Here is a 22,679-nt window from a genome sequence, read left to right as displayed (position 1 = left end):
GACGCCTTTTTCAGCCGGCGCCACCGATGCCCTGTCTTCTATTCTAGGATACGCAGAGCCGATACTCAGTGATATTCGTCACTCCGGCAAATGGGCGTAGAAGTTGCCGAATAAAAAGCGGGATACTTGCTCGGTGGAGTAATGCTTGTACAACTCGTTGACAAGCCGCGCATATTCCCTTACCGTTCCAAGGCCGGCGACCGTCTCCGTGATGCCATCGAAGTCGGAACCAAACCCGACGTTGTTTTCCCCCCCGAGCGCGCATATATGGTCGAGATGGCGAAGCACATCAGCGATCATCGCCTCGTTTTTCTTCGCCGTCAAAAAATACGGAACGAAATTAATGCCGATCATGCCGTCTTTTTCGATCAACGCTTTAATCTGCTCGTCGGTTAAGTTGCGTGGATGCGGGCATAGACGATGCACGTTGGAATGGGAAGCGATGGGGAACCGAGCCATCTCGATGACATCCCAAAACGCTTTCTCCGATAAGTGGGACACATCGACCCATCGTTTTGCTTCATTAAGAAGCGCAACGACTTGCCGGCCAAACGCCGTCAGCCCGGCGCCGCGCTTCTCCCACGCTCCGTCAGCAACAGCGTTCGGGAAGTTCCATGTCAACCCTACGGAAGCGACGCCGAGGCGGAGGAGCGTCTTTAGCTTGACAAGGTTGGCGCCGATGGCGTCGCACCCTTCCAGCGTCAACATGGCGCCGACTTCCTCTTTTTTAAGGGCGGCGATATCCCGTCTCGTCCGCACGAACTTCACAGACGGAAACGCCTCGATCACATGGGTAAAGAAGATATCCACCATCTCCAGCGCAACAGTGAACCGGGCTTCCTCCGGCACCGTTTCCGGTATGTAGATGGCAAAGCATTGCACTTTCACCCCTGCTTCCGCCATCCCGGAAAGAGTGACGTGAAGCGAAGCTCCGTCGTAAAACGACAGAGACCGATCTTGCCATAACTTCATCAACACATCGCAATGTGCATCGAAGATCATTCCGTTCCCCCCTTGAAAAAGCAAAAATAACCTGCCTGCCTTCGCAGCCGAAGGCGCCAACAGGTTATAGCCGCCATTGTCTGATCATCCAGTTAACGAGGTTCGACAATCAATTTGATCGCTGTCCGCTCTTCTCCGTCGATGATAATATCCGTAAACGCCGGAATGCAAATCAAGTCCATGCCGCTCGGTGCCACAAACCCTCGTGCGATCGCTACTGCTTTAACGGCTTGGTTCAATGCACCTGCGCCGATCGCTTGAATTTCCGCCGCGCCGCGCTCGCGCAGCACCCCGGCAAGTGCACCAGCTACAGAGTTCGGATTCGATTTTGCTGAAACTTTTAATATTTCCATTCCTAGCTCCTCCCTCGTTTCCTTGGAAAATGATTTCGGTAAAAGGTCTTCATTGTAACTATATTCACTGTTTCGACAACTATTCCTGCATGGGAGGAGGACATTTTAAAAAATTTTTAAAAGATGGACTATTCAAAATAAGGGTGGTCATCGTTAATGATCAACCGTTCAATGCGAAACGCCCGTCCGCTTTTTTCGTCTACATCAACAAAGACGGCATTCAATTGGCTTCGTCCTTCCTTGACGTCGAAACGAACTGGCAGCCCGGTTAAAAATTTGCGCAGCACCGCCTCTCGATCGACGCCTAAAATGCCGTCGTATGGACCGGTCATGCCAACGTCGGTAATGTACGCCGTCCCTCTTGGCAAAATGCGGTTATCGGCCGTCTGGACGTGTGTATGCGTGCCGATGACCGCGGATACGCGGCCGTCTAAGTACCAGCCCATCGCCTGTTTTTCACTCGTCGCCTCGGCATGGAAATCGACGATGATGACCGGCGTGCGCGCGGAGGCGGCGGCGATCAGCTCGTCCGCCTTTTGAAATGGGCAGTCAATCGCCGGCAAAAACGCCCGCCCTTGCAAATTGATGACCGCCGCTTCGCCATGCTCGGTCGGCACAAAGACGATGCCTTTTCCCGGCGTGCCGGGCGGGTAATTCGCCGGGCGGATCAGCGCCTTCGCCTGATCGATAAACTCAAAAATATCGCGTTTGTCCCATGCGTGATTGCCCAACGTGATCACATGAGCCCCCCAAGCGAGAAGCGCCCGGTAAATCGGTTCGGTGATTCCTTTCCCGCCGGCGGCGTTTTCGCCGTTGATCACAACAACGTCCGGCCGATGTTTTTCCTTCAGCCTTGGCAAATAGTGCTCCACCATTTTTTGCCCCGGCAAACCCACGACGTCGCCGATAAATAAAATTCTCATCCCTGATCCCTTTCTAAACGAAAAATATCGCCTTGCGCCCATCTCCGCATCGTTATACCCTCCTATTTTACGCACAAAAAAAGAAAGTGGCAATAGCCACTTTATTTCGCGTATTCGACCGCCCGCGTTTCGCGGATGACCGTCACTTTAATATGGCCCGGGTAATCGAGCTCTTCTTCGATTCGTTTGCGGATGTCACGCGCCAGCCGGTGCGCTTCCAAATCGTCGATCATATCTGGTTTGACCATAATGCGCACTTCACGTCCAGCTTGAATGGCGTACGATTTTTCCACGCCTTCGTACGATTCGGCGATTTCTTCAAGCTTCTCTAGACGACGGATATAGTTTTCCAGCGTTTCGCTGCGCGCTCCCGGCCGCGCCGCCGACAGCGCATCGGCCGCCGCGACGAGCACAGCGATGACCGACGTCGGTTCCGTATCGCCATGGTGGGAAGCGATGCTGTTGATGACGACCGGATGTTCTTTATACTTCGTCGCCAGCTCAACGCCGATTTCCACATGGCTTCCTTCCACTTCGTGGTCGATCGCTTTGCCAATGTCATGAAGCAAGCCGGCCCGGCGCGCCAGCATTTCGTCCTCCCCAAGCTCGGCCGCCATCAGTCCGGCTAAAAACGCCACTTCCACCGAGTGTTTTAAGACGTTTTGTCCGTAGCTCGTTCGGAACTTGAGCCGCCCTAAAATTTTGATCAAATCCGGATGCAAGCCGTGAACACCGACTTCAAACGTCGTCTGTTCGCCGACTTCGCGGATATGCTCATCCACTTCGCGGCGCGCCTTTTCGACCATTTCCTCAATGCGCGCTGGATGGATGCGGCCATCTTGCACAAGCTTATCGAGCGCGATGCGCGCCGTCTCGCGGCGAATCGGGTCAAATCCGGACAAAATGACCGCTTCCGGCGTATCGTCGATGATCAAATCGATGCCGGTCAACGTCTCGAGCGTGCGGATGTTCCGCCCTTCGCGCCCGATGATCCGCCCTTTCATTTCGTCGTTTGGCAAATTGACGACGGAAACAGTCGTTTCGGCGACATGGTCGGCGGCGCAACGTTGGATGGCAAGCGACAAAATCGCCTTTGCCCGTTTGTCTGCCTCCTCTTTCGCCCGCGTTTCCGCCTCTTTGATCATCATCGCAATCTCATGCGACAGCTCTTTCTCAACGCGCTCTAAAATGAGCTGGCGGGCATCGTCGCGCGTCAGGCCGGAAATGCGTTCAAGTTCGGCTTGTTGTTGTTTGACGAGCGCTTCCACTTTGCTTTCCATTTGTTCAATATGCTGTTGTCTTTCGTTCAACGCTTCTTCCTTTGCCTCAAGCAACGCCTCACGTTTGTTGAGCGCTTCATCTTTGCGGTCGAGATTTTCCTCCTTTTGCATCAGGCGGTTTTCTTGTTTTTGGAGCTCGCTTCTCCGGTCGCGGATATCACGCTCCGCCTCCGTACGCAGTTTATGAATCTCGTCTTTCGCTTCGAGAAGCGCCTCTTTTTTCAAGGCGTCCGCCTCGCGTTTCGCCTCCTCAATCAGCTGTTCGGCAGCGGCTTTCGCCCCGCCGATTTTCGCTTCGGCAATCGATTTGCGAACAAAAAAGCCAACAACGGCACCAATGACTAAGGCAAGCAAAGCGGAGATGATGATCGAACCCATCGTTTCACCTCCTCTTGCTGTTCGGTTTCCTTTCGCTCTCTCTTCTCACCGCCATGACCGGCGCAGATGGACATTCCCGTTTTCAATCCATTAGCTCAGTCGCTTGGCATCACAATCGACCCGCGCAGCCTTCCGCACGAAGGCGGTCCGCCGCAGCGGGCGGGCGTATGGCCCTGCCGCGCGTATGGACAAATATACATGTTCATTGTAAAGGCGGCAATAGGAATTGTCAAGATATTACACCGACGCGCCTAGAGGATGACAACGGAACAAGACCGTTCCGCACGCCGTCCTTTTTTAGGCTTATCGCTCTCCTTGGCAGGCCGAACGGATGGAAAAAGGCGCCCCGGCAGCTTGCCAGGACGCCTTGTCCCGTTATTCTTCAAGCAATCCGAACCCGTCTTGCTGCGGTTCGCTCGTTCCCTCTTCAACGTCGATGCCGTAATGCTGGCGGATGGCGCGGGCGATCTCATCGGCGATGTGCGGGTTTTCCTTCAAAAATTGCTTCGCGTTTTCCCGCCCTTGGCCAAGCCGCTCGTCTTTGTACGAATACCACGAACCGCTTTTTTGCACGATGTCCAATTCGGACGCCATGTCGAGAATTTCCCCTTCGCGGGAAATGCCTTCGCCGTACATAATGTCGACGTCAGCCGTTTTAAATGGCGGCGCAACTTTGTTTTTGACGACTTTAATTTTCGTCTTGTTGCCGACCATATCATTGCCTTGCTTAATTTGCTCGGCGCGGCGCACCTCTAGGCGGACGGAAGCGTAAAACTTGAGCGCCCGCCCGCCCGGCGTCGTTTCCGGATTGCCAAACATGACGCCGACTTTTTCGCGAATTTGGTTGATGAAGATGGCGATCGTTTTCGATTTGTTAATGGCGCCAGACAGCTTGCGAAGCGCCTGGGACATAAGCCGCGCTTGCAAGCCGACATGGGCGTCGCCCATCTCCCCTTCAATTTCCGCTTTCGGCACAAGCGCCGCCACCGAGTCGATGACGATAATATCGACCGCGCCGCTTCGCACGAGCGCTTCCGCGATTTCGAGCGCCTGCTCGCCCGTGTCAGGCTGGGAAAGCAGCAATTCATCGATATTGACCCCTAATTTTTGTGCATAGATGGGGTCGAGCGATAGCGATAGGTAATAGTCACCCTCGGCATTACCCGGAGGGGCTATTTTCCCCCGCTTCACACCGTGCGTGCGAGTTTCCCCGCACACGGCGTTCCATCGAGTACCCCGGTTACTAATCCGCTCTAGACTTTACTAGTGTACGCACTTTCTGTATTCCTCGAGTTTACTTATTGTGTAATGGCGTACATCTTGTCTTGTAGGTCGCGGAATTCCTGCTCCGACCTAGGAATGATTAGTTCTTGAAACGTTTGGTTGATAGTATCAAATCCTTTCTAGCGGATTTGTACCATACACGTTTTTAGTCAGTTTTGCTCACCGAAACCCTTACGGATTTCCTCACGGCTTCCTAATCATTGTCTGGGTTAGTAACCTAGGGTACTCGACTATGCCCCTTCGCTCCGCAGGAGTTACCCTGCTTCATCACTACTACGGGCTGCTGCCCCACCCCTTCAGCAGTCATTTCCTCCTGCTTAGCGGCATCGGGATGCGCATCCCTTGGCATCCGCTGGGGTGGTTCACCTGTACCGCATCACCTATCCTTGCATGCTCCCTTAGGCTCCACCTCTGACCCGTCAGCCGCCTTTCTGCCCATGGTTGGAGGGCTCAAGGCAAAGATCCTCTACGGGATCAATCCAGACTCGGCAAACACGAATACCTCATCCAGGGCTGAACCTCACTTAGGAGGTGAGCGCCTTCTTTTTTCGGCGCCCCACGCCTTACGAGCCGTACTTCCGGTGGTTCGTTCCAACGCTATGCGTTCTCTAGCCATAGGAGCTTTATGGACCCCCGGCTACTTCGCTAACCGCTTCTCAGGTCTGCTTTTCGCCGTCCTCTCCGAGCTTCGTACAGCCATGTTGCGCACCATGACCGCACGTCGGGGTATTAGGGCGGGAATGCCAACCTTCATTCCCGTCTCGGATTTTCACCGAGCTCTCGGTGATGCAGTTAGGACCTACTCATGCTCAGTCCCGCTGACTTTTCGCACGGCGTTTCCGCCATACTTCAGTCAGCAACAGGTCGCACCGTGCTCTGCGTCGATGAAAGCTGCTTGCCCGCCCCGCTTTTGCACTTCAGCGATCGCGTGAAGGGCAACGGTCGTTTTCCCGGACGATTCCGGGCCGTAAATTTCCACAATCCGCCCGCGCGGATAGCCGCCGACTCCTAACGCGATGTCGAGCGCCAGCGAACCGCTCGGCACGACCGACACTTTGCGGTCGACTTGCTCGCCGAGCTTCATGATGGCCCCCTTGCCAAACTGTCGTTCAATTTGTTTTAATGCCTGCTCCAATGCAGCTTGACGATCTTGGTTCACTAACCTACTCCTCCTTATTCTAGGACTACTTATACTATACCGCGTTTTGCGGCCATTGCCAAGCAAAAAACGAACGTCCATTCGTTTTTTCGGTGGAGAAACTAGCAACAATCGCCATACTCATGCGGTGGAAAAAACGATGTGCGGTGGAGAATGTTCAAGGAAGGGGGCGGCCGATCAGCAGTCGGCCGCGAGCATCTCAAGCAGAAAAAAACAGCCGTATTTGGCGGTGCGGATGCGAATGGCATCACGCGTGCCGGACAGCATCAGACGGTGGACAGTCGCATCGCGCCCGCGGACGGCGATGCCGATATACACGGTGCCGGGCGGGTGGCCCTCAAGCGGATCGGGTCCGGCGACGCCGGTGAAGCTGATGCCGATATCCGCATCGCACATCGCGCGGACGTTTTCAGCAAGCAAACGGGCGCACGGCTCGCTCACCGCCCCTTCTGCCTCAAGCAGCGGGCGCGGTATGCCAAGCACCTGTTCTTTGACGCCGTTTGTGTAGCAGACGACACCGCCCTGCACGACTTGCGACGCGCCGGGGAGGGCGGTGAGCTGTTCGAGGAAAAGGCCGCCGGTCAAACTTTCGGCCGACGCGATCGTCCATCCTCTTTCTTTTAACCGCTCGAGCGTCTTTGTAAACAACGTTTCATCGTTATATCCGTAGCAGTGGCGGCCGACACGCGCCAAAATGGCCGATTCCACTTCGTCAAGAAGCCGCTTCGCCTCCGCCTCATCCTGATGCTTCGCTGTCAGACGAAGCGTCACTTCACCGTCGCCGGCCAGCGGCGCGATCGTCGGATTCGACTGGGCGTCGATCAAATCCGCAATCGCCGTCTCGAGCGCTGATTCACCGATGCCAAAAAAGCGGAGCACGCGCGACTCGATGCGCTCGGAAAGCGAAAACGTACGGCGCAAAAAGGCGTTTCCGTATTTTTTGAACATCGGCCGCATTTCTTTCGGCGGCCCGGGCAGCAGCATGTACGTAATGCCGTCTGCCACAAGCGCCATCCCTGGCGCCATGCCGTGCTCGTTTTTCAGCACCGTCGATCCTTCCAAGACGAGCGCCTGCTTTTTATTGTTTTCTGTCATCGGCCGGTTTGTGCGGGCAAAATACACCTCAATCGCTCGGAGCGCTTCCTCGTCGATCACGAGCCGGCGGCCAAGCAAACGGGCGATCGTCTCCTTCGTCAAATCGTCTTTCGTCGGGCCGAGGCCGCCGGTGAAAATGATGAGGTTCGCTCTCGTTTGCGCCGTTTTCACCGCCTGCTCAAGGCGGCCGGCGTTGTCGCCGACGACGGTATGGAAATAGACGTTAATGCCAAGCATCGCCAGCTGCTGCGACAAAAACTGGGCGTTCGTATTGGCGATTTGCCCAAGCAACAGCTCAGAGCCAACGGCAATGATCTCCGCGTTCAACAGACTTTTCTCCCCCTTTGTGGCCGGCTATTTCGAATGGGAAAACGCATGTCTGTTTTTCGCAAAATAATCCCAGCCAGACCAAATCGTGAAAATGACCGCCACCCACAGCGCCAATTCAGCGAACGGAAACGAAATGAGCGAGAATGGGAAGTTATGTAACAATAAAGCGGAAATGGCGACAATTTGCGTCCATGTCTTGATTTTGCCAAGCATGTTGGCAGCGACGACTTCCCCCTCGCCGGCAAGCACGAGCCGCAAGCCGGTGACGGCAAACTCGCGGCTGATGATGACAATCACCATCCACGCCGGAACGGCCCCGAGCTCGACAAGCACGATAAGCGCCGCCGACACAAGCAATTTATCGGCAAGCGGATCTAAAAATTTTCCTAAATTCGTCACCAACCCGTATTTGCGGGCATAGTAGCCATCGATCCAGTCCGTCGCTGAGGCGATGATGAAAATGAGCGCGCCGGCAAGATGGGCAACCGGAAGCTCTGTCCCGCCGATTTGGATGCTTCCCCACCCGAACGGAACGAGCATCACGATCAAGAAAAACGGGATGAGCATAATGCGCGCTACCGTAATTTTATTCGGCAAGTTCACCACAAATACCTCCGCTCATTCAACATCGTTCAGTCCGTGCGAAAAGCAGGCGCCTTCCTGCGGAAAAGCGCCCTGTTCCATCATTTCTTCAACACGAAATGCAGCTTTTGGTATACTTCCTCTTTCGGGGCAAACGGATAGGCAAACGGCTGGCCGTTTACCTTCATGTCGACGTCCAGCGTACGCCCGATTTTCACCCATACTTCGCTTTCGGCCGACAGATCGAACGTTTTCGTCTGCCCGCTTGTCAAGTTGCCGCGGTAAAACGTATGGCCTTTCGTATTGTATACTTCGACCCATGACGTTCCTTTGGATGAAAGCTCGATGGAAAACGCGCCGGAGCTGGCGACTTCAATCGTCGCCGTGTTGCCGCGCTTTTCCGTCACATTCATCGCCGCAGCCGGCTGTTCTTCTTCGCCAGTCGGCGCTGGCTGTTCATTTTGCTGTCCGTTTTCATTCGTTGCCTTCTCGTCCGTTTCCTTCGCCGACTGCTTTTGTTTCGCCTGCTCAAGCGGCGAATGTTTCGGCTTTTCGACCTCCGCTGTTTTTGGGCTTGTCTTTGTCGGCGGCTCATTTGCGGCGCCGTGCTGGAGCAGCACCCAAACGAGGACAGCCGCCCCGATGACGACCGCCGCGACAATCACTTTCGGCAGCCAATCGAGCCATTTCGCCCCCTCGGCAGACATTTGCTGGCGCGTCTTCACGCGCGACAGCGTCTGCGGAATGTCATCTTGATAAGACTGGGGAATGTCCTGTTTATACTGTTCAAACAGCTCATCCGGATCAAGTCCGACCGCTTCAGCATATTGCCGGATGAAGGCACGCACATAAAAATTTCCAGGCATGATGGCATAGTTGCCTTCTTCGATGCCGATCAAATACCGCTTTTGAATTTTCGTCATCTCCTGCAACTCGTCCAAACTCATATTTTTTTCTTCCCGTGCTTCCCGCAAACGTTTTCCTAGTTCCGTCAACGGCCAACACCTTCCACTTTTTTAAATTAAAACCCAAATTCGGAAAATCCGTCATCGCCCAACAATGACGGGCGGTCAATCGCTTCGTAGGAAATATCTTCGTCCGGTTCATGGCGCAGCTCAATAATATAATCAAAATCATCGAGCGTGTATTCCGTATGGCGAACAAACATGTCCGGATGCTCGACGACTTTCGTCGCCTCAAGGCGCATGAGCTCACGGATGAGCTGCCAGTGCTGCTCGTTCCCGCGGCGCGTTGAGACGATGCCGTCGATAATGAAAATGTTGTCCTCGCTATACTCATCTTCCATCAACTGCGTGCGAACCGTCTGTTTAATCAGCGTCGATGAAACAAACAGCCATCGTTTGTTGGCGCACACGCTGGCGGCGACGATCGACTCTGTCTTGCCGACGCGCGGCATCCCGCGGATGCCGATGAGCTTATGCCCTTTTTCTTTAAAAAGTTCCGCCATAAAATCGACAAGCAGTCCAAGTTCATCACGGACGAAGCGGAACGTTTTTTTGTCATCGGCATCGCGCTGGATATAACGGCCGTGGCGGACGGCGAGGCGGTCGAGCAGCTTCGGCTGGCGCAGCTTCGTCACCGTAATGTTGTCCATCGTCCGCAAGATCGTCGCCAACCGTTCAATTTGCTCGTTATTGTCACACAAAAGCAACATGCCGCGGCGCGAATCCCGGACACCGTTGATCGTCACGATGTTAATGGACAACATACCGAGCAGCGAAGCAACGTCGCCGAGCAACCCCGGGCGGTTGACATGAATTTCATATTCCAAATACCATTCCTGCTTGCCCATCCCGTCTCCTCCCTTGCCGGTGTCCGCACGAACGCCTTATGCTAAGTTCATACTACTATAATTATAAATGGAAAAGCAACCGAAAAGGAGGAAGAAAAAAGAGAGGGAGGCCCCTCTCTTTTACCGGGTGATTATTTTTGTTGGACCAGCTTGACCATCATGTTGGCAAGGGCGTGCTGCTCTTTTTCATCCGCAACGCTCCAAAGATCAGCGAGCACCCGTTCTTCCGGGTTTTTCGGGTCGACGTGTTTCGCCAAATAATCCCCGATTTGGTAAGCGACATCTGTGATCACTTGCTGAGTCAATCCTTGCTGTTGCGCTTGTTCTAAACGTTCCGCCAAAAAGTCTTTCCATTGTTCAAAGTTATCCAGTACCGACATGTCAATCCCTCCTTGTTGAATGTTTCAAGGATAGTTTGCCTGCCGAACCGGAAAATATACGTTCAACAATACCAGCCGCCGTTGACGGAAATGACTTGGCCGGTGATATACGAAGCGGCATCAGACAGCAAAAACGCCACCGTTTCCGCCACCTCATCCGGGGTGCCGAGCCGGCCGGCTGGAATTTCGTCAGTGAGCGCTTCCAGCTCCTCAGGACGAAACACCCGCAGCATATCGGTATCAATCGCCCCCGGTGCAACAGCGTTGACGCGAATGCCGCTTGGGGCAAGCTCCTTGGCCAGCGCCTTGGCAAACGCGTTCTGCCCTCCCTTTGTCATCGAGTACACCGCCTCGCATGAAGCGCCGCACAATCCCCAAATCGAGGAAATGAACACAATATGACCGCGCTTTCTCGCCACCATTGATGGGATCAGCCTTTTGATGAGCAACGCCGGGCTTGTCATGTGAAGCCGCACCATCCGCTCGATTAATTCATCGTTCATGTCGGTCAACAACCCATAATAGCTCGCTCCGCTGTTATAAATGATGACATCCACCGGACGGTTGATTTGCGCAAGCAGCCGATCGACCCCATCCGGTGCCGACAAATCGGCCTCAATCGGCACAATATGCACATCGTTAAGCTCTTCTTTCAGCGCTTCAACAGGCGCCCGTCGCCGATAGTAATGAAGAAAAAGTCCGTACCCCTCCCGAGCGAGCACACGGGCGATGCTTTGTCCGATGCCTCCAGAGGCTCCCGTGATCAAGGCGTAGCGCATGAAACCATCCTCTCCTTTTTGCCGCAAAAAAGCATCCTTCTCAGGAAGGATGCCTTATTGCCCTTTTGGAACGACTTCGCAAACCGCGATTTGCGAATCGCGGAAGCAAGAAGAGGCAACCGCCGCGATATCGTCCATGGCAAGGGATGAAAGCGCCGGCAAAATGTCAAACAAGTTGGATCCGTAAAACGCGTAGCGCGTAAACTGGTTGGCGATGTATTCCGGCGAGTTGAGCGCGCGCAAAAAGGCGCCGATTTTTTTCTTTTTCACCCGTTCAAATTCTTCCTTTTTTATAGTCTCCGCGGCAAACGACAGCAGCACCGTTTGAATTTCCGAAGCGAGCCGTTCAGCGTCCCTTGTATCGCCGCCGATCAACGCGAAGCCGAACCCGCGCTCTTCTGTATAATCGTACATAAATGTATCATCGATCAATCCTTCGCGGTACAGCCGTTCATAATGCGGCGAGCTTTTTCCAAACAAATAGTCCAATGCGACGTGGAAGGCAAGCTCATGCCGAAGCTTTTGTTCGCCGGCTTCAGAAACGGACGGCGCTTTGATGCCGACAAAGCATTTGTTCGTCTGCACATGCATCGGAATCACTTTTTTCTTTTCCGCTACTGCGCTCGGTTCTTCATACGCAAACCGCTTCACTTCCGGGGCTTGCGGGAACGACTTTTTCGCCTGGTTGTCGCGGATTTGCTGCATGATTTTTTGTTCATCGACCGGGCCGACGACAAATAAAAGCATGTTGCTCGGGTGGTAAAACGTTTCGTAGCACTCATACAGCAACTCTTTCGTAATTTGGGCGATCGATTCAACTGTGCCGGCGATGTCGATTTTGACCGGATGGTTGTGATACATGCTTTCGATGGCGCCGAAATAGACGCGCCAGTCTGGGTTGTCGTCGTACATCCGGATTTCCTGGCCGATGATCCCTTTTTCTTTTTCCACTGTCTTGTCGGAAAAGTACGGGCTTTGCACAAAATCGATCAACGTTTCCAAGTTTTTCTCGACGTTGTCGGTGCTTGAGAACAAATAGGCGGTGCGGGTGAACGTCGTAAAGGCGTTCGCCGAGGCGCCTTGTTTGCTGAACTGCTGAAACACGTCGCCGTCTTCTTTTTCAAACAGCTTATGCTCCAAAAAATGGGCGATGCCGTCCGGAACGCGCTTCATCTCCGTTTTACCGAGCGGGACGAACTGGTTGTCGACCGAACCGTAGTTCGTGGTGAATGTCGCATACGTTTTGTTGAATCCTTTTTTCGGCAAAATGTATACGTCAAGGCCGTTGTCCATTTTTTCATAAAACAGCTCTTCGTGCAACGTCTCATACACCCGTTTTTCCATCTTCCGTCGCCTCCATTCCGGTCAAAAAGTACACCGTATCAAGCTCCACCTTGTCAGCGGCGCGCACCACATCCTCGCGCGTCACTTGATCGGTGCCGGCAATCCATTCATCGATCGGGCGCTTTCGCGTTGAGACGACGTTATGGTACAACACCTCCACAAGCCCGCGCGGCGTATCGAGCGTCTCAAGCAGCTGGTTGCGGATGACCGCTTTCGTCTGCGCCATTTCTTCATCTGTGAAATCGCCGTTTTTCATCGCCTGCATTTGCTCATCGATGATGCGGCGCGCCTTCTCATAGTGGGCCGGTTCAATGCCGGACATGACCATCAAAAGCCCTTTATGGCTCTCAAGCCTTGAGGCGGCATAATAGGCAAGGCTTGCCTTCTCGCGGACGTTGATGAACAGCTTCGAATGGGAAAAACCGCCAAAAATGCCGTTAAACATTTGCAAGGCGTAATAATCGTCATCTTCATACGTCACATTTGTCCGATAGCCGATGTTGAGCTTCCCTTGCTTCACGTCTTGCCTCTCGATGACTTCGCGGACTTCCCTTTGCGGCTTGACAGAAACCGACGATGCGCACTCCCGCTTTGGACGATCCGGCAAAGAGAAGCGCTGCTTCACCGCTGTGAGCACCGCCTCTTCAGCTACGTCGCCAATGACATATAGATCCAGCTCATCTTCAGCCAGCGCTCGTTCATAATAGCGGTACAGCCCTTCCGCCGTGATGCCGTCCACGTCTTCAAGCTCGCCGTTTGGCGAGAGGGCGTATGGTTCGCCTTGGCACATTTCTTCGACAAGGCGCATGTTCGCATAGCGCATTTTGTCATCATACACCGCCTGGATGCGTTGTCGGAGCGCCCGCTTTTCCTGCTCGACAATGTCAGTGACAAACCGGCCGCCCTCAAGCGCCGGGCGGAACAGAAGATCGGCCAAGAACTGAAACGCTTTCGCCAGAAGCGGCGTTTGCTCCGGCAAAAATCGTTCATTGGCGACATCGATGCGAATCGTCATGATATGATGTTCGCCTTTTTTCGTTAAATCGACGTTCAGCGTCGCCCCATACAGTTCATCCAAATAGGTGCGCAGCGCCTTAACGCTCGGATAGTCGGCCGTGCCGCTTTGCAAGACGTACGGCAAAAGCGCGCGCAGCGTGACCGTTTCTTTAGCAAGAGGGGCCTTCATTTTCCAAACGATCGTGTTCGTTTTGTACTTATCGGTCGAAATCGTATGGACGCGAACCGGTCCGACCGCTGTGACTTTTTCGTCGACCAATCCAACTCCTCCTTACTTTTTCTCTTTGCAAACATGCACTATCTTTATTGTAAAGCGTCTTATCAACAATATACCTTTTGCCAATGGAAAAATGCAAATCATTCCATTCAGCAAAAACGGCCGTCCGTTTTTCGGACAGCCGCTTTCATCACCGTTTTCCTTTGATGTATGGCGTGCCAGCCGCTTTCGGCGCCTCAGCGCGGCCGATGAAGCCCGCCAGCGCCAAAATCGTGAGTGCATACGGGGCGATGAGCAAGTAAACGGTCGGGACGTTTTTCAAGAACGGAATCGTTTGCCCGACGATGCTTAAGCTTTGCGCCAACCCGAAAAAGAGCGCCGCCCCCATCGCGCCGATCGGATGCCACTTGCCGAAAATCATCGCCGCAAGCGCCATAAATCCGTGCCCGGAAATCGTCGCATGGCTGAAATCGCGGGAAATGATCGTCGCGTATACCGCACCGCCCAAGCCGCCGAGCGCGCCGCTGATCATGACAGCGATGTAGCGCATTTTGGCGACATGAATCCCCATCGTATCCGCCGCCATCGGATGTTCGCCGACCGCACGCAGCCGCAGGCCAAACGGCGTTTTGTAAATGACATACCATGATACAAACGCCAGCGCAATGGCGATATACGACGGCGCGTACGCGTTGGAAAACAACAGCGGCCCGATGACGGGAATGTCGCTTAACACTGGCACGTCAATTTTGTCAAACCCAACTTGAATTTGGTCCGTCTGCCCCTTGCCGTACATTTTCTTCACTAAAAACAGCGACAGACCAAGCGCCAAAAAGTTGATCGCCACCCCGCTTACGACTTGGTCGGCGCGAAATGTGACCGACGCGACAGCGTGCAGCAGGGAAAATACAGCGCCGACCACCATGGCAGCCAATAAGGCAAGCCACGGCGTCCATTCGCCAAACCGATCGGCAAACGTCAAATTAAAGACGATGCCGACAAACGCGCCGATGGTCATCAATCCTTCAAGCCCGATGTTGACGACGCCGGACCGTTCGCTAAACACGCCGCCAAGGGCGGTGAAAATGAGAGGAGCCGCAAAGAAAATCGTTGTCGGGACAATCGTTTGCAAGACGTCATACACGCTCACTTACTCCGCCCCCTTTTGCCAACGAGATAACAGCCAGCGGATCATGTAGCTGGATGCAACAAAGAAAATGATGAGCGCGATAATAATATCGACGAGTTCGGTCGGCACGCCGGCGCTTGACGGCATTTCCAACGCCCCGACTTTTAAGGCGCCAAACAACAAGGCGGAGAGCAAAATGCCAAACGCGTTGTTTCCTCCGATCAAGGCAACCGCGATGCCATCAAATCCAAGGCCGGTAAAGCCGGCTTTCGTCGAGATGTTTCCAAATGTGCCAAGCCCCTCCATCGCCCCGGCGACGCCGGCAAAAGCGCCGGAGATGACCATCGCTAAAATGATGTTGGCGCGCACATTCATGCCCGCGTACTGTGACGCATGCTGATTGAAACCGACCGCCCGCAGCTCAAACCCTTTCGTCGTCCGCTCAAGCAAAAACCACATGACAAATGCGGCGGCGACAGCGATGAAAATGCCGTAATGCATGGTGGAATGATGCGTAATGGCATCAAAAAAGTCGGAGTGAAGCGATGCGCTTTCTTTCACCGGCTTTGATTTAAATCCCTCATCAGACAAAACGGAACGGATGATGGCGTTCGTTACATGCAAAGCAATATAGTTCATCATGATCGTAATAATGACTTCGTGCACTTTTAAATACGCCTTCAGCACACCCGGAATCAAGCCCCATAGCGCCCCGGCCAACGCGGCGGCCAACAAGGCGAGCGGCAAATGGATGATTTTGGGCAAATCAAAGGACACCCCGACCCAGACGGCAGCGAGCCAGCCGACGATCAGCTGCCCTTCAACCCCGATGTTAAACAAGCCGGTGCGAAAGGCAAACGCCACCGCCAAGCCCGTTAAAATGTATGGCGTCGTCTGGCGGATCGTTTCGCCGATATAGTACGTATCGCCAAACGCCCCGTACACGAGAGCGCCAAAGCCGGCGATCGGGTTGTAGCCGCTTGCAAGCATCACGATCGAACCGGCGATCATGCCAAGAAGAACGGCCAACAATGGTATCAAAAATTGCTGGAGACGATTCGACTTCATCACGACACACCTGCTTCCTTCCGTTTGCTTCCAGCCATCAACAGCCCGAGCTCCTGTTCGGTTGTTTCTTTCGGATCAACGATGGCGACGATGTTTCCTTCATAAATGACAGCGATCCGGTCGCTGACGTTCATCACTTCGTCAAGCTCAAACGAGACGAGCAGCACCGCTTTCCCGCGGTCTCGCTGTTCAATGAGCCGCTTATGAATAAATTCGATCGCTCCAACATCAAGCCCCCTCGTCGGCTGGGCGGCGATCAACAAGTCCGGGTCGCGGTCGACTTCACGGCCGATGATCGCTTTTTGCTGGTTTCCGCCCGATAGCGCCCGCGCCTTCGTATATTCATCCGGCGTGCGCACGTCAAATTCGCGGATGAGCTGGCGCGCTTTTTCGTAAATGGCTTGAAAATTCAACAGACCCCGTTTCGAGTACGGCGGCTGATAGTACGTTTGCAGCACCATGTTTTCGCCGATCGGAAAGTCAAGGACAAGCCCGTGCTTATGCCGATCTTGCGGAATATGGCCGACGCCGGCTTCGATGATTTTGCGCGGCGGCAAATTCGTAATGTCTCGGCCGTTGAGGCGGATTGTCCCTGATTCAGCTTTGATCAAGCCGGTTATGGCTTCAATGAGCTCGGTCTGGCCGTTGCCGTCGACTCCAGCAATGCCGACGATCTCGCCGGCGTGCACCGTCAAGTTCAAACCGTTGACCGCTTTGATCCCGCGCGCGTCCTTGACGACTAAGTCTTTAATTTCCAACACCGGTTTTCCCGGCTCAGCCGGTTTCTTAGCGGTCGTAAACTGCACCTCGCGGCCGACCATGAGCGCCGCCAGTTCGTTCGGATTCGTCTCCGCCACATTGAGCGTCGCAATTCCTTTGCCGCGGCGGATGACGGTGACGCGGTCGCACACTTCCATAATTTCTTTGAGTTTGTGCGTAATTAAAATGATGGATTTTCCTTCGCGGACGAGCGTGCGCATAATTTGCATGAGCTCGCGAATTTCCTGCGGCGTCAACACCGCTGTCGGTTCGTCAAAAATCAAAATATCGGCGCCGCGGTAAAGCGTCTTTAAAATTTCCACGCGCTGCTGCATGCCGACGGAAATGTCGGCGATCTTCGCTGTCGGATCGACCGCGAGTCCATATCGTTCCGACAATTCGCGCACTTCCCGCTCCGCCCGCTTCATATCGATCGTTCCGGCCCGCGTCGGCTCGCTGCCTAAGATGATGTTTTCCGTCACGGTGAACGTATCGACGAGCATAAAGTGCTGATGCACCATGCCGATGCCAAGATCATTGGCGACGTTCGGGTCGGTGATGCGCACCGGCTTTCCTTTCACGCGGATTTCGCCGCCGTCCGGCTGGTATAAACCGAACAGCACGTTCATGAGCGTCGATTTGCCGGCCCCGTTTTCGCCAAGCAGAGCGTGTATCTCCCCCTTTTTCACTTGCAGCGTAATGTTGTCATTGGCGACAAACGTGCCAAACACCTTGCGGATATTGAGCATTTCAATCACGTATTCCAAGCGATTCACTCCTTACTCAAGCAAGGTCAAAATCACAAAATGAAAGGCGACAGCGAAACAGCCGCCCTTCATCCTATTTCGCGCAGGAGACTCCCACTTCAACGACCAAAGGGAGTAAGTGGGAGAGGAATGCGCGTTCCCCCTTTCTTTTGTATATGATAGAATAAAGGCGTGGAGAAAACCGTTCAATAAAGGCACTCCAATAGCTGCTACTCGATGTATGGAGTTGGTTGCAGGAAACGTTGCAACGTAAAACATCGAGCGTAGGTCCGTCTGTTGTGTGTGGAAGCCAAGTACTGCCAACAGACACACCGAGAGAATCGGCAACGATGCAGGCATGACCTGCGTCGTTGGGCAGCGGTCAACCTGCCCCCTGATGCAACCCCAAGTCAAGGAAGGAGGACGAAGTCCGTTTGCACTTCTGGGGAGTTGCAAGCCCCCACTTCAAGCGTTAGCGAAGTGGGGGTAGTTGACGATTTTGAAGAAGGCTAGCGGCTCGCGCTAGCCTTCTTCGCCGTTGTTCGTCACTTGATCGTCGCAGCGAATTGCTCGTACTCTTTCCGGTTTGTCGGAACTTTCACTTCGCCTTTGATGATTTTTTGCTTCCATTCGTCAACGGTTTTTAACACGTTCTCCGGAATGTTGTCTTGCGTCGGGGCAATGCCAACCCCATTTTCCGGCAACCCGTACTCAATCGTTTTGCCGCCCGGGAAGTCGCCCTCTTTCGCCCGTTTCGCCGTGTCATAGACAGCGACGTCGACGCGCTTCACCATCGAAGTGAGCGTTACGTTGTACGTTTTGCCGCCGACTTTCACTTCTCCCTCCGGCGCTTGGTCTTTGTCAACACCGATGACCCAAATTTCGCGGTTCGGATCTTTCTTCTTCAAATCTTTCGCTTCCGAGAAGACGCCGTTCCCAGTCGCGCCCGCTGCATGGTAGATGATGTCGATGCCAGATGCGTACATGCTCGAGGCGATCGCTTTCCCTTTATCCGCTTGGTCGAACGCCCCGGCGTATTGCACTTCCACAGTCGCCTTCGGATTGACCGCTTTCACGCCGGCGCGGAATCCGCTTTCGAATTTTTCGATCAACGGAATCTCCATCCCACCGACAAAGCCGATTTTATTCGTTTTCGTCATTAGCCCGGCGACAACACCGACAAGGAACGAGCCTTCATGCTCCTTGAACGTGATGCTGGCGACATTTGGCTCGTCAACAACAGTGTCGACGATGGCGAAATGTTTTTTCGGGTTTTGCTTAGCGACTTCTTTCACCGCGTCGCCCATCAAATACCCGATGCCGAAAATCAAGTCAAAGTCGCTGCGCACAAGCTTGTTTAAGTTCGTGGCATAGTCAGCGTCGCTCGATGACTGCAAGTAGTCGTAGCCGCCGCGGCCTTTTTCAAGCCCGTTGTCTTTGCCGAACTTTTGCAGCCCTTCCCAAGCCGACTGGTTGAACGATTTGTCGTCAATGCCGCCGACGTCGGTGACCATGGCGACACTGAACGTATCTTTCTGATTGCCGCCTCCCGCATTGTTGCCGGCTTGTCCGCAGGCGCTAAGCAGCGTGCCGGCGGCAAACAGGACGGACAACACCAATCCGATTCGCTTTTTCACATTCACTACCCCCTGGCTTGAAAATTTGTTCTTTAATTAGTATAAAGCTTCCGCTCTCTTTCTATGTACCCATTTTCACCCCCCTTAAAAGCTGAACCGCTTCCGCATGACATGGAAGCTGAACTTGTCGGAGCGGAAGTAGTTGACGGAATAAAAAATCGGCTCATCGTTTTTATCGAAATGCATTTGCTTGAGCACAAGCAGCGCCGTTTCCGGGTCGCATTGCAAAATCGGCGACACTTTTTCATGATAGCCGAGCGGCACGATGCGCGCGACCGCATAGGCGATATCACGATGCGTTTGGTTGTGCAAGTTTTCAAACAGCGACTCCTGTTCATAGGAGATGCCCTTTGGCAAATATTTGCATAAAATTTTATCCAAGCAATACACGACCGGCTCCCCATCGGCGGTGCGCACCCGCTCGATGAGCAACAAATTCTCGTCCGGCCGGCATTGGAAGCGGCGCATATCGTCTTCCGTCGGCTGTTGGATGGAGGAAGACAAAAAAATCGTTCCTGGCTTGCGCCCCGCTTGACGAATCATATCCGTGACGCTTGAGAGCTGCTCGATGCCGGACGTAAACAGCGGACGGGCGTTGACAAACGTTCCGACGCCGTGGCGGCGGATGATAATATTTTCTTCTTCCAGCACCCGCAGCGCTTCCCTCAATGTCGCCCGGCTGACGCCAAGCTGTTTGGCGAGTTCAAACTCGGACGGCAGTTTTTGCTTTTCTTTGTACACTCCCGTTTCAATATCGCGCTTGATGCGATCAATCACTTGCAAGTAAAGGTGGCGGCTGTCTGATTTGATTGACATGACAACGTCCTCCGTGTTACGCATTTCCGTTGAGATCAGACCTCTGACATTAGACATATAACCTTTTTGAGATTACTATATCATTTTTTACTGGGCAAATAAATAGGTGATATCAAATTTTGTCGAAGAAAAAGAAATAGGATTGGCAACGCTTCCAATAAGATGTATGATTGAGCGGGCAGGCTTTTTTCGCCCGCCCTTTTTCCCATTTATGATGTCTTTTTTAAATCTTCCTTCGACCAAAGAACGGCGCGCGGCTTGCTTCCTTCATACGGGCCGACGACGCCGCGCTCCTCCATGGCATCAATGAGCCGAGCGGCGCGATTGTAACCGATGCGGAAGCGGCGTTGCAGCATCGAGACGGAGGCGCTTTGCATTTCAACGACAAGACGGACCGCCTCATCGTACAACTCGTCTTCAAGGGCTGAGGAAGAGGGTTCGCTGTCTTCGACGAACATCTCCTCATAATATTGCGCCTGCTGCTGTCCGATGACAAACCGAACGACTTCTTCCACCTCTTGGTCGGAGACAAACGCCCCTTGGACGCGCACTGGTTTTGAGGCCCCCATCGGCAAAAACAGCATATCGCCGCGGCCGAGCAGTTTTTCCGCCCCGCCCATATCCAAAATGGTGCGCGAGTCGATTTGCGATGATACACTGAAGGCGATGCGCGACGGAATGTTCGCTTTGATGACGCCGGTGATGACGTCCACCGACGGGCGCTGGGTGGCGATGATCAAATGGATGCCAGCGGCGCGCGCCATTTGCGCCAAACGGGTGATCGCCTCTTCCACATCCGAGGAAGCCACCATCATCAAGTCGGCCAATTCGTCGATGATCACGACGATGTATGGCAAAAGCGGCTGCTGTTCCGACGCCGTTTCGTTATGGTGGCGGATATGCTCGTTATATCCTTCAATGTTGCGCGTGCCGGTATGCGAGAACAGCTCGTAGCGCCGCTCCATTTCTTGGACGACTTTTTTCAGCGCCTGGGCCGCTTTTTTCGCGTCGGTGACGACCGGTGTCAACAAATGAGGAACACCGTTGTACACACTTAACTCCACCATTTTCGGATCGATCATCATCAGCTTCACCTCATGCGGCTTCGTGCGCATGAGCAGGCTGACGATAATGCCGTTGATGCAGACGCTTTTGCCGCTGCCGGTCGCGCCGGCGATCAACAAATGCGGCATTTTGTTTAGTTCCGCAGCGACGACTTCACCGGAGATGTCGCGCCCAAGCGGAATCAAAAGCTTCGCCTTGTCCCGTGTATGCTCAATGGCTTCCAGCACTTCGCGCAGCGAAACAGTGGCGATCTCTTCATTTGGCACTTCGATGCCGATCGCAGACTTGCCGGGGATCGGTGCTTCAATGCGGATGTCTTTCGCCGCCAAAGCGAGCGCCAAATCGTCGCTTAAGCTGACAATTTTGCTCACTTTCACCCCGACGTCCGGATACACTTCATATTTCGTCACCGCCGGACCGAGGTGCACTTGCGTCACTTTCGCCTTGACGCCGAAGCTTTGGAACGTTTTCTCCAGTTTTCGCGCGTTGGCGTAAATGTTCGCATGATCGGCCGATTGCCCGGCCGGCTTCGGCAGGCGAAGCAAATCAAGCGGCGGCAGGTCGTAATTGGTGTTTTCATGCTCGGAAAACGCAAGCGGCGGCGCCGGTTTGTCCTCCTCCCCCCCACTGTCGCCTTCCACCAGTGGATTCTTCTCTTCTTCCGGCTCAGCGGCCGACCGGACCGCGGCAAAATCGGAAATGATCGGCGGCGGGGAAAGCAGTTCCTCATCCGGCTCGACGCTGCTTGCTTCAGCCGGCTCGTCTTCCCGCTTTGCGGCCGCCCGCCGCGAGCGTCGGCTTCGGCCGCCGCTTTCCTTGCGCTTCCTCCCCGCCCGCCATTGCTTGATATCTTCGACAAACGCCAACCATTCTTTTCGCACAAACGCTACGGCAAAAGCAACCCATTTGCCGGCCGTCTCGCGCAGCGATTTCCCGGTCAGCACGACAAAGCCGACGATGAACAGAAGGAAACAAATCCATTTCGTCCCGGGCGAATCGAACAGCTGGTAGCTGGCGGCAAATAACAGCGCGCCGACCATTCCGCCCCCTAAATCCACATCGGCCTCCTTGCCGCTTGCTTCGTTCCAAAACAGCCCCCACGTCGTCCGAATGATGCTCGGATCAAGCTCGCCGCGCCGCGACATGAGTTCAAACAGCTTGTCATGGCTCAAAAGCAGAAGCGCCGCGGCGATGGACGAAGCGCCGACAAACGGGCGGCCCGTCCATGACGGCCACTCCCGCCGCCACATGACGATGAGCGATAATAGGAAAAGTCCGCCTACTAATAGCATGTACCATTCGCCGAAAAAAAAGCGACCCACAAGCACGAGCGTCTCCCCGACAAGCCCGAGGCGGGCCATCGCAACGACAGCGACCGCGAGCAAGCCAAGTCCGATCAATTCAAAGCGGATTGTTTCCGTCCATGGCTGTGTTTTTGACGGCTTCCCTTTTCTTCTTCGCTTTCGTTTCGCCATGATCGTTCACTCCAGCATGAATGAATTGGCAAGCCGGAAAAAAGCAGC

18 protein-coding genes and 2 pseudogenes are annotated in these 22,679 nt (G+C 54.1%); all 20 read right to left on the bottom strand.

Features of this window, described 5'->3' with window-relative positions; genetic code table 11:
- Positions 1-78: 78 nt before the first annotated feature.
- On the bottom strand, positions 79-1,002 hold the full coding sequence (locus JCR24_RS07080; RefSeq protein ID WP_015374450.1) for a dipeptidase: 924 nt from the start codon (positions 1,000-1,002) through the stop codon (positions 79-81).
- A gap of 92 nt (positions 1,003-1,094) precedes the next feature.
- Positions 1,095-1,355 (bottom strand): stage V sporulation protein SpoVS, encoded by a 261-nt coding sequence (gene spoVS, locus JCR24_RS07075; protein ID WP_003251598.1) that lies wholly within the window; start codon positions 1,353-1,355, stop codon positions 1,095-1,097.
- A gap of 128 nt (positions 1,356-1,483) precedes the next feature.
- Positions 1,484-2,278, bottom strand: coding sequence for a TIGR00282 family metallophosphoesterase (locus JCR24_RS07070; RefSeq protein ID WP_011230798.1), 795 nt, complete (start codon positions 2,276-2,278; stop codon positions 1,484-1,486).
- Between the two features lie 101 nt (positions 2,279-2,379).
- Complete coding sequence (gene rny, locus JCR24_RS07065) at positions 2,380-3,936, bottom strand: ribonuclease Y (protein WP_011230797.1); 1,557 nt, start codon at positions 3,934-3,936, stop codon at positions 2,380-2,382.
- A gap of 375 nt (positions 3,937-4,311) precedes the next feature.
- Positions 4,312-5,067 (bottom strand): annotated as a pseudogene (gene recA, locus JCR24_RS07060) (recombinase RecA); the annotation flags it as partial.
- A gap of 1,024 nt (positions 5,068-6,091) precedes the next feature.
- Positions 6,092-6,379, bottom strand: a pseudogene (locus tag JCR24_RS07055) (recombinase RecA); the annotation flags it as partial.
- Positions 6,380-6,556: 177 nt separating this feature from the next.
- Entirely contained in the window at positions 6,557-7,801 is a 1,245-nt protein-coding gene (locus JCR24_RS07050) for a competence/damage-inducible protein A (RefSeq protein ID WP_011230794.1), read from the bottom strand.
- Between the two features lie 27 nt (positions 7,802-7,828).
- Entirely contained in the window at positions 7,829-8,407 is a 579-nt protein-coding gene (gene pgsA / locus JCR24_RS07045; protein ID WP_011230793.1) for a CDP-diacylglycerol--glycerol-3-phosphate 3-phosphatidyltransferase, read from the bottom strand.
- An 80-nt stretch (positions 8,408-8,487) separates the two neighbouring features.
- On the bottom strand, positions 8,488-9,381 hold the full coding sequence (locus JCR24_RS07040) for a helix-turn-helix domain-containing protein (RefSeq protein WP_370643315.1): 894 nt from the start codon (positions 9,379-9,381) through the stop codon (positions 8,488-8,490).
- 26 nt (positions 9,382-9,407) lie between these two features.
- Positions 9,408-10,199, bottom strand: coding sequence for a DUF3388 domain-containing protein (locus JCR24_RS07035; protein ID WP_011230791.1), 792 nt, complete (start codon positions 10,197-10,199; stop codon positions 9,408-9,410).
- Positions 10,200-10,330: 131 nt separating this feature from the next.
- Positions 10,331-10,579 carry a DUF3243 domain-containing protein gene (locus JCR24_RS07030; RefSeq protein ID WP_011230790.1) on the bottom strand — a complete coding sequence of 83 codons (249 nt, stop codon included), beginning with the start codon at positions 10,577-10,579 and terminating at the stop codon, positions 10,331-10,333.
- A gap of 62 nt (positions 10,580-10,641) precedes the next feature.
- Entirely contained in the window at positions 10,642-11,358 is a 717-nt protein-coding gene (ymfI, locus tag JCR24_RS07025) for an elongation factor P 5-aminopentanone reductase (protein ID WP_074044095.1), read from the bottom strand.
- A gap of 54 nt (positions 11,359-11,412) precedes the next feature.
- Positions 11,413-12,702, bottom strand: a complete 1,290-nt coding sequence (yfmH, locus tag JCR24_RS07020; RefSeq protein WP_238980372.1) for an EF-P 5-aminopentanol modification-associated protein YfmH — start codon at positions 12,700-12,702, stop codon at positions 11,413-11,415.
- Positions 12,683-13,978, bottom strand: a complete 1,296-nt coding sequence (gene yfmF, locus JCR24_RS07015; protein ID WP_238980371.1) for an EF-P 5-aminopentanol modification-associated protein YfmF — start codon at positions 13,976-13,978, stop codon at positions 12,683-12,685. Before yfmF ends, yfmH begins: the two co-directional genes overlap by 20 nt.
- 148 nt (positions 13,979-14,126) lie before the next feature.
- On the bottom strand, positions 14,127-15,086 hold the full coding sequence (locus JCR24_RS07010) for an ABC transporter permease (RefSeq protein ID WP_011230786.1): 960 nt from the start codon (positions 15,084-15,086) through the stop codon (positions 14,127-14,129).
- Positions 15,087-16,133, bottom strand: coding sequence for an ABC transporter permease (locus JCR24_RS07005; RefSeq protein WP_013145711.1), 1,047 nt, complete (start codon positions 16,131-16,133; stop codon positions 15,087-15,089).
- Positions 16,133-17,659, bottom strand: coding sequence for an ABC transporter ATP-binding protein (locus JCR24_RS07000; protein ID WP_011230784.1), 1,527 nt, complete (start codon positions 17,657-17,659; stop codon positions 16,133-16,135). Before JCR24_RS07000 ends, JCR24_RS07005 begins: the two co-directional genes overlap by 1 nt.
- A gap of 524 nt (positions 17,660-18,183) precedes the next feature.
- Entirely contained in the window at positions 18,184-19,275 is a 1,092-nt protein-coding gene (locus JCR24_RS06995; protein WP_014195487.1) for a BMP family lipoprotein, read from the bottom strand.
- An 84-nt stretch (positions 19,276-19,359) separates the two neighbouring features.
- Positions 19,360-20,091 (bottom strand): GntR family transcriptional regulator, encoded by a 732-nt coding sequence (locus tag JCR24_RS06990; RefSeq protein ID WP_011230782.1) that lies wholly within the window; start codon positions 20,089-20,091, stop codon positions 19,360-19,362.
- A gap of 209 nt (positions 20,092-20,300) precedes the next feature.
- Entirely contained in the window at positions 20,301-22,631 is a 2,331-nt protein-coding gene (locus JCR24_RS06985) for an FtsK/SpoIIIE family DNA translocase (protein ID WP_238980370.1), read from the bottom strand.
- Positions 22,632-22,679 lie beyond the last annotated feature (48 nt).

It is taken from the genome of Geobacillus sp. YHL (assembly GCF_022341265.1).
Lineage (GTDB): Bacteria > Bacillota > Bacilli > Bacillales > Anoxybacillaceae > Geobacillus > Geobacillus thermoleovorans.
This window is presented reverse-complemented; position numbering and strand designations above follow the sequence as displayed.